This window comes from Caldicellulosiruptor hydrothermalis 108 (genome assembly GCF_000166355.1).
Lineage (GTDB): Bacteria > Bacillota > Thermoanaerobacteria > Caldicellulosiruptorales > Caldicellulosiruptoraceae > Caldicellulosiruptor > Caldicellulosiruptor hydrothermalis.
In genome coordinates, this window is record NC_014652.1 from 354,976 (window position 1) to 367,555 (window position 12,580).

General features: G+C 32.3%; 6 protein-coding genes, 1 pseudogene and 1 riboswitch. Of the genes and pseudogenes, 2 read left to right on the forward strand and 5 right to left on the reverse strand.

The genetic code is table 11. The features are described from left to right. Positions 1-5: 5 nt before the first annotated feature. Complete coding sequence (gene metE, locus CALHY_RS01475) at positions 6-2,279, reverse strand: 5-methyltetrahydropteroyltriglutamate--homocysteine S-methyltransferase (protein WP_013402248.1); 2,274 nt, start codon at positions 2,277-2,279, stop codon at positions 6-8. 259 nt (positions 2,280-2,538) lie between these two features. Continuing rightward, positions 2,539-2,762: riboswitch (cobalamin riboswitch) on the reverse strand. A gap of 402 nt (positions 2,763-3,164) precedes the next feature. Here metE and CALHY_RS01480 point away from each other — a divergent pair. Continuing rightward, positions 3,165-4,895 carry an ATP-dependent nuclease gene (locus CALHY_RS01480; protein WP_013402249.1) on the forward strand — a complete coding sequence of 577 codons (1,731 nt, stop codon included), beginning with the start codon at positions 3,165-3,167 and terminating at the stop codon, positions 4,893-4,895. A gap of 120 nt (positions 4,896-5,015) precedes the next feature. After that, positions 5,016-5,258, forward strand: a pseudogene (locus tag CALHY_RS01485) (helix-turn-helix domain-containing protein); the annotation flags it as partial. Between the two features lie 217 nt (positions 5,259-5,475). Here the strand turns inward: CALHY_RS01485 and CALHY_RS13825 are convergent. From CALHY_RS13825 to CALHY_RS01505, 4 genes are all read right to left on the reverse strand, one after another. Continuing rightward, positions 5,476-6,090, reverse strand: a complete 615-nt coding sequence (locus CALHY_RS13825; protein WP_307188728.1) for an IS256 family transposase — start codon at positions 6,088-6,090, stop codon at positions 5,476-5,478. A 694-nt stretch (positions 6,091-6,784) separates the two neighbouring features. Then, positions 6,785-9,976 (reverse strand): helicase-related protein, encoded by a 3,192-nt coding sequence (locus CALHY_RS01495; protein WP_013402250.1) that lies wholly within the window; start codon positions 9,974-9,976, stop codon positions 6,785-6,787. 35 nt (positions 9,977-10,011) lie between these two features. Further along, on the reverse strand, positions 10,012-11,571 hold the full coding sequence (locus CALHY_RS01500) for an Eco57I restriction-modification methylase domain-containing protein (protein WP_049772006.1): 1,560 nt from the start codon (positions 11,569-11,571) through the stop codon (positions 10,012-10,014). Positions 11,572-11,614: 43 nt separating this feature from the next. Next, positions 11,615-12,562, reverse strand: coding sequence for an ISNCY family transposase (locus tag CALHY_RS01505; protein WP_013402015.1), 948 nt, complete (start codon positions 12,560-12,562; stop codon positions 11,615-11,617). Positions 12,563-12,580 lie beyond the last annotated feature (18 nt).

Consider the following 12,580-nt stretch of genomic DNA (forward strand, 5'->3'; position numbering starts at 1 on the left):
GATTGCTATAAGTTATTTCTGACTTCCCACACTGCAAGAACCATATTTTGCAATGTTGGCATAACTTCTTCTTCCTTTCTGGTTTTAAGACCGCAGTCAGGGTTCACCCACAGCCTGTCTTTCCCAACCTTTTCTATCATCTTTAAAATGAGCTTTTTCATCTCTTCCTTTGATACAATTCGAGGTGAATGCACGTCAAATACGCCAGGACCTACATCTGCTTTTAAACTACTTTTGTTTATGCTGTCAAGCAAGGTGAAATCAGATTTAGCTGCCTCAAAAGTTATAACGTCCACATCCATCTTTGCTATTTCGTCTAAAAGCTCGTCAAAGTTGCTGTAACACATATGCGTGTGGATTTGCGTCTGTGGTTTTACCTTTGAACATGTGAGCCTAAATGCCTTTATTGCCCATGATAGATATTCACTGTGCTGGCAGCGCCTGAGCGGAAGCTTTTCAATCAGTGCTGCCTCGTCAATCTGAATAATCTTTACACCTTCTCTTTCAAGCTCCAAAACCTCTTCTTTTATTGCAAGAGCAAGCTGAAAAGCTACATCTTTCAATGGAATATCTTCGCGAACAAACGACCAGTTGAGGATTGTCACTGGTCCTGTCAAGATCCCTTTTACAGGCTTTGAAGTCAAGCTTTGTGCGTATTTTATATATTCCACAGTGAGTGATTTTTTTCTTTTAATGTCAGAAAATATTATAGGAGGTTTTACACATCTTGTGCCGTATGACTGAACCCAGCCGTTTTGAGTAATTAAAAACCCTTCCAAGTTTTCACCGAAAAACTCTACCATGTCATTTCTTTCGTATTCGCCGTGGACAAGCACATCAAGCCCGATTTCTTCTTGAAGCTTTATTACCCTTTCAATTTTGGATTTTATAAAGCTTTCATATTCATCAAATGTTATCTCACCTTTTTTGAGTTTGCTTCGAGCGGACCTTACATCTTGGGTTTGTGGGAATGACCCAATTGTTGTTGTCGGAAGCTGTGGGAGCTTTAAAACCTCTTTTTGAAGCTTGATTCTCTCTTCAAAACATGGTTTTCTTTCAAAATCATCCTCTGTAAGATTATTTACAGCTGTGCTGACATCTGATAGTTTGTTTTTATTCAGCTCTTCGAAAAGCTGAGCATTTTGAAGATAGATGCTGTTTGCAGTAAAGTTTTCTTGAGAAAATAAAAGCTTTAGCTCAGACAGCTCTTTTAGCTTTTCCTCAGCAAACGCTAAAAACTTCTTTTTATTGCTGTCAAGCTGTGTTTCGAACTTCAAAGAGTATGGCACAAAGAGTAAGGAACATGATGTTGAAATTACAATGTTTTTCTTGTCAACAAAGGAGGAGAGCATATTTAAGAGCTCAAGCGTATTTTTGTAGTTATTTTTAAACACATTTCTGCCGTTTACAACCCCGGCAACCAGGAGCTTTTCCTGTGGAAAACCAAATTTTTTAATGAGCTCTAAATTGAACTTTCCATCAACAAAGTCAAGGCCGATTGCGTCAAAGTCAAGGGATATTATCTTTTCGAAGCAGTCTCTGACATCTCCAAAATAGGTCTGAAGAAGTACTTTTAGCTTTCCTTTGTGAAGAAGAAGGCTGCGGTAGAAACTTTCAAAAAGATCTATGTCTTTTGCACTTAAGTCTGTGACAAGTATTGGCTCATCTATCTGAACAAACTCACAACCGAGATTTTCAAACCTTTTTAGGATTTGAATATATACATCAAGCAGCTTTTCCCAGAAAGATTTGTCGTACACATCAACATTTGATTTTTTGGAAAGCTTCAGAAAAGTAAGAGCACCCATTATCACCGGTTTTGTCTTGATTCCTATCGAAAGTGCTTCGACAAATTCATCAAAAGGTTTTGTCGATGAAAGCTCAAATTTGGTCTTTTCAGTGATTTCTGGCACAAGATAATGGTAGTTGGTGAAGAACCACTTTTTCATTGGCAAAGCTTTAAGGTCAATGTTTTGGTCTTGATATCCCTTTGCAAGGGCAAAGTAGAGCTCAAGCTCATCTGAGAAAAAAGCTTTGTATTCCTCGGGTATTGAGCCTACAAGCATTGCATGGTCTAAAAAAGTGTCATAGAACGAAAAGTCATTTGATGGTATCAGATCAACACCATACTCTTTTTGAAGTTGCCAGTGAGTCTTTTTCAAGGTTTTTGAGTTTTGAATAAGCTCTTCTTTTGAAAGCTTTTTGTCAAGATAGCTCTCAACCCATTTTTTAAGTTCTCTATTCTGGCCTATTCTTGGAAAACCAACAACTGAAATCATCTTACACTTTCAACCTCCTAACTAAAATTTTTTCTTATGCCCAAAACAAAATGGGCCTTTACTGCCGCCAAAAAAGGCTCAAATTGCGTCAAGGCAGTAAAGACCCATCACTACCATTTTCAAAAAGCTTGTGCTTTTAAAATGCTTTTTTTAAGAGGCAGAAAAGCTTTTAAAAATAAGGTACATAAGGGGCTAAAAAAGGACAAAATACCCCTTCTTGGTCTTTACCACCTTGACTGTTCTTCCCACCGAAGACAGTACAAGGCATCTCAAGCAGGCAGGTCTCCTGGCTCGCACCTCATCCAAAGCCCTCTTTGGCCTTCCCAGAAGACAAGCTCCACTTCCAAAAGAGGAACCACACCTTCCAGTGGCAAAAGTTATTTGAGGACTTGTCAGTGCTCACAGTAGCGGGGGCTGCAGCGGATTTTCACCGCTTTCCCTATTAAGCCGCCAAATGGCAGCACCTGCTTGATAGGTAAAAGGCCTGTTGCAAATATTTAGTTTTTTTATTTGTATTGCATATTTGCAATGAAAATTGACAATTGCATTTATGCAATGAATTTTATATCAAACATGTTAATTGAAAAGTTAGGAGTTGTCAATATATAAAAAGACTACGGAAATTTTTATCTATAATTCGGCACAGATTATAAAATTATTTCTATTTAAGATTTGATTGGAAAATGGATGAGGATATTAAAATTTATAATTTTATAAAAAGCAAGATTATGTTGCATAGTTTTTCGGGAAAAGTTATAATAAAATACAATAAATTTTTAAAATAGTAAACAATGTGTCGAAAAATGTCGAAATTTTTTTTTGAAAATGCTTAACTTATGTATAGCACTTTAAAAAAAAGATAAGAAACAGGAGGTGTCTTAACAAGTGAAGATCAAAACGGTTTTTATTCATAATTTTAGATCAATAAAAGATGGTAAATTTGATTTATATGATTATAATGTATTGGTAGGTAGCAACAATTCTGGTAAATCTAATATTCTAACTGCCTTGAGAATTTTTTATGAAGATGAAATTAAGTATAATGATAGTAATGATTTTCCAAAATTCAAAACTGATGACAATGAAAGTTGGATAGAAATTGAGTATGTCTTATCAGAGGAAGAAGTGAAAAGTATTAAAAAAGAATACGTATATGACAATAATATATTAAAAGTAAGAAAGTATTTAAAATCAGAAGATAGAAACAAGGTTAAAGCTAATCAAAGTAACATATATGCGTACGAAAGTGGTAAGCTTTCAGAAAATTTGTTTTATGGAGCGAGAAATATTTCACAAGCAAAATTGGGAACAGTGATATATATTCCCGCACTTGCAACAACAAACGAAACTTTAAAAACAACAGGACCATCTCCATTTAGAAAGTTGTTGAATTTAATAATTAAGGAATTATCAAAAAAGAGTAAATCTTTTCAAAGACTTTACGAAGAATTTGAAAAATTTAACATTAACTTGAAAAATGAGGAAACAGAAGATGGATTGTCTCTAAAAAATATAGAAAACAAAATAAATAATAGCCTTCGTGAGTGGAATGTAAAATTTAATGTCAATATAGAACCTATTGGACCTGACGAAGTAATTAAAAGTTTAGTTAAAACTAACTTTATAGATGAAACATTAAATAAGGAAATGAATGTTACTCAATATGGGTTGGGTTTACAGCGTCATTTAATTTATACACTTATAAAAATTGCTTCCCAGATAGAAAAAGAGACAGAAGAAGAATCTAATAATAAGAAAGATTTTTCGCCAGATTTCACACTTATCTTATTTGAAGAGCCTGAGCTTTTCCTTCATCCAACTCAACAGGAGATTCTTAACGTTGGACTGAGGAATCTGGCAAGTGAAGAAAATCACCAAGTTCTTATAACTACACATTCTCCTATTTTTGTTAGCAAAAATATAGAGGAAGTATCGTCAATTATAAAATTAAAAAGAGAAGAAGGGGTTACAAAAATATTTCAAATTACAAACGAGAAAATAGATGAATTAATAAAAAACAACAATGAATTATTCGTTATTTTAAAAAATAAATTAGAGGATCCGCAAACAGATGAGAGAATTAAAAAAAGGATTAGGGAATTGATTGGAGAAACGGAAGAAGAAAGAAGATTGGAAGAAGAATCAATAAGGTACTTATCTTGGTTAGATTCAGAAAGATGTTGTGCATTTTTTGCTGATTTAGTGCTGATATGTGAAGGTGCTACAGAGAAGGTATTTATTGATTATCTTATAAGAAATAAAGTGCAAAAATTAAATGAAAAAAAGATTTATGTTTTGGACGCAATGGGAAAATTTAATATTCATAGGTATATGAATTTATTCAAAGAATTAGGAATTTACCATTCTGTTTTAATGGACAAAGATGAGAATAGAAATGTTCATGAATTTGTAAATGAGTTTATTGTTAATAATAAAAATGAGTACACAAAAAAAATAGACTTTTTTGAAAGCAATATCGAAGACTTTTTAAATGTACCTCGAGTAAAACAAGACTGGAAGAAACCTATTAATATGCTATGGCATTACTTCCATAATAAGATAGAAGAGAAAAAGTTAGAAGATTTAATCGAGAAAGTAAGACAACTTATAGAATGAAAGTTAAAAATATTTGTATAAAATTAAATACAACAAAGTAAGAAAATATTAAAGCCATAGCTTCAAACCATGTATGATATTAGTTGAAAAGACAAACCCATACACAGGAGGTTTGAAGCTATGACCTATTATAATAATACCACAAAGAGAAGAAGATTTAAACACTTAAGTAAAGCAGAAAGAGGGATTATAGACAAGTTGTTAGAATTAGGGTATGGTATAAGAGAGATAGCCAGAGAATTAGGCAGAAGTGCAAGTACAATCTCACGTGAAGTAAAGAGAGGAACAACGACTCAAATGAGAACTGACCTGAGCACATTTGAAAAATACTTTGCTCAGACAGGTAAAGCTGTGTATGACAGAGAGACTTGTCAAGAATTTTGTGTTTCCAATTTATAACGTAAGTTGTAAAGTTGGGTTATGTTATTGATGCATTTTCTAATACTGGGAACTCCATTTTTCCATTTTGTACGTCGTAAGTTCTCTCGCTGTAAGTAAATATTAATTTCTAAGACTTCAACAGACTGAAAGTATCTACCTGAATTTACTTCTTTACTTTTCAATCATGCTATTTACACTTTCAACGGCGTTTGTGGTATAGATATGCTTTCTTAATTCCTCGGGGTATTTCATATAAGCAGAATAAAACTCTGCTTTTTCTGATATTGCAGCAATAAAATCGAGGATATTTTGCAAGGTATTCATCACAAAGTTCTTTAAATTTCAATACAGCTTCATCGAAATCAGAAGAAGAGATTTTGATTTTGTCCAAACTCTTGTTAAAAGCTGAGGCATCCTCTTTTGTCATATGTTTTCTGACATTACGTTGGAGGTGGACAAAACATAATTGATGATCAGCAAGAGGGTAAGCAAGTTTGACAGCATCTATAATACCAGGGAAGTCATCGCTTATGACAATTAGAACTTCTTTAAGTCCTCTTGTAATTAAGTCTTCAAATACTTTCATCCAATCAGCCTTATTTTCTTTGCCGAAGAAAGTGTAGATACCAAAGATGTCTTTTTTACCTTCTAAGTCGATACCGAGGACAATATAACAAGTAGCTTGTTTAACCTTAGAATTATCCTTAACTTCACAGTGGTAACCATCGATGATGAGAGCAAAAACACTAGTTGGTAGTTCTCTTTGTTTGAATAATTGAAGTTCATTTTTGAGGTCTTCTTTGATTTTTAGGATTTCGTTTTCGGAGTAAGGAAGATTAAGTTTTTCAAAGTTTGAACAAGGGAACGCTCAAGAATAACCATTGACATATTTGCGACATAAGCAGGTCAGTGTATGAACTATTAACTCTTTTGTAACGGTCAGGGAGGATAGAAGGTCGGAAATTCTAAGGGCGTGTGCGAGGGACAGAGATTTCAAGACTGCCCACAGGTGTTGCAAGTTTTACTTCAATAAAAACCATTGCCTTTGTCATTGACATTTTTAGCAAGGTACACTGCTCTTTCCGATAACATAAAGCAATCGAGCAAGTTTTCTAAAAGCTGTTTTAAAGCTGGGCGGTTAGGATCATCACAAGAAGCAATACATATTTAATACTTGTTCTACAGCCATATTTTTAGCAGTTTCGTAAATTTCGTTTTTATTCATTCTCAGTGACCCCCTTTGATAATTATTTCAATACTAATTATACAGTGGACACAATTTTATTTTAACTTCCAACTAGAGCAGAGGCTTTAGAAGAACTTTACAATGTCAACAAAACGCTTGAGGACAGATTCAAAGAGCTTGAGCAGAGCGATGCTGATGTGTTGGATGAGTTGCAAAAGTTAAAGGAGAAGATGGGGAAGTGACACAAAAATATATTAAAGAGAGGCTATCTGCATGATATGTTCTGGGCAGATAGCCTCTTATAATTATTGTAAAAAGCAAATTATTTAAGATACAGCGAGAGAATTATTTCTCTCTTTTCAGAATAATTTTCTTGTTGAGCAATAAAGTGTTCTTCTAAGAAACGGGATGAAATTTCTTTTTCAAAAATCGGTACTATATCAAGAGGATTTTTATTTGTTAATTTTTCTTTTATCAAATTTGTCACATGATTAATTATTTTTTTAGGAATTGCTCCTTCTTCTATTTTATCTTTTAGTTTTAATAAATAGCTTTTTTGATGTTCACTTACCACAGGACTTTTGAGAAGGATTTTTAAGAGACTCAAAATGTATTTCTGATTTGTACTCATTTTTTGTGGTTCAATGGGAACTTCAGTTGTTGCTTCATAAAAAGCAAGTTTATTCTTTTCTAAAAGGTCGTAAAAGTTTAGAGGAATTGTTTCTTTTTGCTCATTGTTTGAACATTCTAACACTTTTGCGGCGGTGACGAAATCAACCTCTACGGGTTGTGCCTTTTCAGAGACCAAGAAGAATTTTTGCAATTTACCTTTTCGGAAGAATGTCAGCAAAAAACTTTCACCTGAGAACAGCTCTGATGATAATTGGTTGGATATCTGATTTCTTAATTTTGCTGAACGTGCTTTGGCTGGTAAATGTTTAATTTTCTCAAAAAGTTGAGGGTCTTTTTCTTTAATTTCTCTGATTATTTTAAGATATTTTAGTTCACTTTCCACCTCTTCATCTTCTTGAATAAATATTTTTGCTGAGACTAACTTATCAAACAATTCATGGGAATCCACAGGTTCACCTTCAGTCAAAATTGCTGCATCACCACCAAGTAAGGTTAGGAATGCTTCAATTTTTGCTTTGGCAAGTTCCTTTAGTTTTATCTGATCATTTGCTTGTTTGGTTGGAAAGAAATTAAAAACATATATTGTATCAAATTTTGTATCTACTCTGTTTACACGACCTATTCTTTGGATCATTCTTGTTGGGTTCCATGGAATATCGTAATTTATGACAACATTGGCACGATGCAAATTAACACCTTCAGATAGAACTTCAGTGGTTATAAGAATTCTATAGTCATCTTTTTTGATTTTTGCTCTGTCGTCAAAGTTTTCAATTACTGCATCTCTATCTCTTTCTGTTGATTTTCCAGTAAAAAGAAGAATATTTTCCTTTAGAGCTCGGGAAAGATTCTCTGATAAGTATTCAGCCGTTTCTTGGGACTCTGTAAAAATGATAACTTTGTTTTTCAGTATTTCATTTCTCATAAACTCATCAATCAACTTTTCTATTTTTGGATCGCGGTTGATTTTGCTCCACATATTCTTTATACGTTTTAATATCTGCAGATCACTTTTTAAATCTTTTATAAAATTATCTTTAAAATCTTTTGATGAATATTTTTCTGCTTTTCCTTCTTCAATGAGGGTTTGCACAAGAATGTCATCGCCATCTTCTAACAACTCAAATATTCTATTGATATACTTTTTGCTGACGTAGACATTCCCTTTCTCAAATTCTCTTATAAATCTTTCATAAGATTGGATAAATCTATCAATAGTTTTTGAAAAGGCATAAAAACTGCTTTCTAATCTTTTTACTAATAGGACTTTCATAAACCCGCCCATATTTTTTTGAGATTGCTCTTCTAATTGGCTTATCTTTTCTTTATAGTACAAGAGTGGCATATAGCGGGCATATTTTAATTCTTGAGTTATCAATCTGATTGTTTCCATGAAAATGTTATCTTCTTCTTCATTAAATTGATAAAAAAGTGGAAATGGATCTTGAACCTTGGGAAATTTGATTTTATTTTTTTTCAGATCATCAGCAAAATATTTTTCAATTTCAGATCTTGTGCGTCTAACCATTATATGTTTTAAAATTTTTTCACGTATCAGCTTAGCATTTTCTCTTGTGACTTTTATGTATTCATCGTAGTTTTCCTGTCTATCAATGTTTTTTAATCTGTTGTTAAGCTTTGTGAAGAATGCTTCGAGATTAGCAACACCTGGAATGTTGCTTTTTCTGGGGCTTTGGAATAATTTAATAAGATTTAATATATCCATGGGTGTGTTATTGAATGGCGTGGCAGTAATTAAAATTACCCGTTTACCTCGACAAATTTCGGAAAGTTTTTTATAACCTTCTGTGTTTTCATTTCTGAATCTGTGAGCTTCATCAATGATGATGTTTTTATATTTTTCAACCCCACTTTTAAGGATATCATCGAGTTTACCTATTGATTCAAAATCGGCAGGAACAGCAAAATCAAAAAATACATTTTTCCAAGAACCAGGGTTTTTTCTATCAATCAGTTTTGGGGGAGCAATAACTAATGTCTTTCCATCTAATTGTTTTGCAAGTAGCGCAGCGATATATGTTTTTCCTAGACCCACGACGTCTGATATAAATACTCCTCCATATTTTTCCAGTATTTTTTTAGCATTCAATACAGCCTGTTTTTGGTATTCAAGTTGTTTAAAATTTTCGGGAAGATCTTCTAAATATATATCATCAATTGTCTCAAGATCCTCTTTGAAGTATTCATACAAAGTTTTAAGGTATATCTCATATGGCGTTATATTTTCGTTAAGCCAAGTGTTTTCTTTTAGAGTTATAACAAAATCTTGAGAGACATCTACTGCTTCGTTCCACAGTTCTTCGAATTTTGCTTTAGCGTATTCATAGTCTGCGCGATTTTTTAATTCCACATTGAATTCAAGGTTATCAACAAGCCCTGAGTAAGTAAAGTTGCTTGAACCTGTAATTACTCTTCCGACATCCCTGTCTCCTTCTTTGAATGTCATGATATAAAGTTTTGCATGCAGGGATTTAGAAGGATAAGCCCTGATTTGAAGTTTACCGTTTGCTATCCATTCAATAAATTTTTTAATTCCTTCCTCAATATCTTTGCTATCTTCAGAGTTGTCCATTTCATATTTTATAAAGTCTCTAATAGCATTTTTAGTTTGGTAATGAGAAAACAAACTCAATTGCTGAGCGTTTTTTAAAAACTCGAAAGCTTTTTGCTCCGTTCCAATCCCAATTAAAATTCTTATTTTCTCAGTTTTCTCTAAAGAAGGATACAAAAGATAAAACCCACTAAGATAGAAGTACCCAACTAATATATCAAAAAACTGGGTATCTTTTATCAACGTTAAAAAACGGTCTTTAAGAGTTTGTCCATCTTGATTAGTAATGAATGTAAGATCTGTTAACATTTTTGTATTGCCTCCCAATAGCGTAATTTATGTTATCATCTTATTTTTTCTATAATTTCAATTTCTTCATTTGTTAGATCATACAATTCATATACAAGTTTATCAATTTGAATCTCAAGCTCCGAAATATTAGCAGCGGGATTCTGCTTAATTCTTGCAATAATTTCCTCAACTAAATTAACAAAAGGTTGCACATTTTTAGGTATTTTTAAAGGAAGATTTAACAGAGGTTCTTTATCAATTTGATAATTACTTCCTTGCATTTTACCTTTATATCGCAACCAGAATTTTACAACTTTTGAGTTTAATAGCGCTGTTAAAAATTTCATATTTACTCTTTCTGTTTTAATTATATAAAACGCAGCAGAAACATAACAATCGAAATCTGTATAAGTAAAACATGGTTCTACACATTTACGTAAAGCAATTATTTTTTCTCCTTTAAAGAATTTTTCATCTCTAGCTCTGTGTAAACCATAAGGTTTATTATCCGAGGTTATAACTTGCTGAAATTTATCTAAGTGCTTTTTTATGTTAGGGTATGGTTCAATAAATTTTGGATTCCTGAATTTAGAATCAGTATAAATAATCCATTTGCTATTTTTCTTTACTGCATAATATTTTTTTAGTTCCTCTGATGTATAGTAGGGTTTTATTAATTCTAATTCAGTAGGTGTAAAAGGTATTGAGTTTTTTTCTACTTCACTTAAGACAAATATACCATCGCCAACTTTGAAATTTGGACCTAATATTTTTAGCATTTCTTTAGTTACGTAATCATGGTGTGTATGTATTCCATTTGTAATTTCGTTGTCAAGCAAGTTAAAGTTGCTCTGGTGTAATATTTTCCTTAGCAAAACTTCTATTATATCTTCGTTAAAAGTGAAAGGTTTGTCTTTCAAAATTTTTCTATTAAAACAAGGGAGCAAGTATACTATCTTCTCATTTGGCAATTTATTTAACATATCTATAATATCTTTATAGTCAGGATTTTCAACTTTTACTCTTCTAAAATCAAATTGATAATTATCGTCTTTTGAATTTTTCTGAAATATCATAATCATAGTTTGGATTTCAGATGATTCAAAAATTTTGAAGGTATAGAAATCTACCATTTGAAGAATTTTAGCATCTTCAATGATTTTTTTTCTCATTTTTTTGGCCCCAAAGCTGGTTACCCAATTATTTTGTGCAATTAATGTGATAATTCCATAAGGTTTTAGAAAATCTATTCCCTTACACGCAAACATATACCATATATCCATTTTTCCTTGATAATATGGCGAATCACGTAATCCATCAAAGGCGCTTCGATTAATATATTCCTTGATATAAGGTGGATTTGCAATTATTATATCGAATCCACTTTTATTGTGAAATACTTCTGAGAAATATATCTTTAAATCAAAGTATTGGAAGTTATCTGTTAGACGAGATAAAATTTCATCAATTTGCTGTTTATAATCCATCTTTCTTTTTGAGTTTGTTTCATTGTGATAAATAGCTTTTAGAGTTTCTAATAACTTAAAATCTTTCCAATTATTGATTTCTCTTCTTATTTCCTGCAGTGAATTCCCTCTTACTACTTTATACAAGTTGTTGAATAAATAATTATACCATTAATGTTATTATATAGAACTATAAATTATTCCACGTGTATTTAAAAGAAAATTTACAGTTTTCAATTTTTTGAATATAGACCTCTATCAAATAAGTAATCATTATCCAGTCCACATGCCTCTTATATGTTCTAAAACCTCTTAACCTTATTTGTTCTAAATTGTATTCTCCTTTTAACTTCCCAAATAATCTTTCAATTTTTGTCCTTTGCTTATATAACCTTTGTCCTTCCTCACTTCTTAAAAATTCCATATTTTTTACCCTCAAAATATTTTTTACATTACTAAAATCCTTACTATTTCTCTTATTTACCGCCGCTACAAACTTTATCTCAAGTCTATCTGCCACCTCAAACCACTTCGCACAATCATAACCTGCATCCGCTAATATTACTTCAGGTCCAAATATCTTAGCTTCATACAAAAGTTCTACTACTTTACTGTCATGGATATTTGCACGTGTCAACCACCATACTATAGGTATAACCTCATCTTCAACTGTTGCCAACACATGTAATTTATACCCATTGTAAAAACCTAAACTAACACATACTCCTACTTCTGCCTCTTTGTCACCCCTCGAGCTTCTCAAAGGTGTGGAATCTATAGCACAAACTTTTGTCTGCGGAACTATTTCTCTCACTAAAATTCTTGCTATCCCTTCTATATACCCTTCTTCAATTACCTTTGCCCATTTCGAAAAATATGAATGATCAGGGCTCTTCTCTATCCCTATAGCCTTTTTAAATTCTTCATCTTCATTTATCTTGTATTCTAATTCCCTGAAGCTGTTTATCTTGTTTTTGACTTTGTAAACAAAACAAGCTATTATATGGCTTAGCTTAAATTTCTTCGGTCTTCCTCTCCTGCTGCTCTTTATCTTTAATCCCAGGGCTTTTATTACTTTCTCAATTGTCATAAGTATCTTTAAAAATTTTTGTTTTTGTGTTTTAATAAAATTAGACATTGCCATCCTCCTTTGTTA